Annotated in this window: 1 protein-coding gene; it reads right to left on the bottom strand. The window is 58.7% G+C overall.

Going from position 1 to position 322, the window contains the following annotated elements; translation table 11 throughout:
- A partial coding sequence (locus A3730_RS10715; protein ID WP_197477433.1) for a protease inhibitor I9 family protein occupies positions 1-322 on the bottom strand: 322 nt, incomplete at both ends.

Raw genomic sequence — 322 nt, 5'->3', positions numbered from 1 at the left:
CAGCGGCAGGGCCGGTTGATCGACCCGGTCCAGGCCCCAGGTGGCGTTACTCTGCACGGCTACGGTGGTCACCATGCGGTCCGGCTCAACCGAGATGACACCGGGCAGAATACCAAGCAAGTTTGCCTGCAGGTTGGTCAATCTTACGGTCATGCCCAGCAAGGCATGGTCATAGGTATAAAGCACCTCGCCCCCACCAATACCGGCCAGCAGCGTTTGAATAGCTGTGGTCAGGCTGGTGAGGCCCAGTTGCTCGGTGATATTCGGTGCCAGGGTCACAATGTATTGGTTTTGGATGATCTCCCCCATGGCGGGGGTATTG

Source organism: Alcanivorax sp. HI0044, from assembly GCF_001634945.1.
Note: the sequence above shows the minus strand (reverse complement) of the source record. Positions and strands in the feature narration are given on the sequence as shown.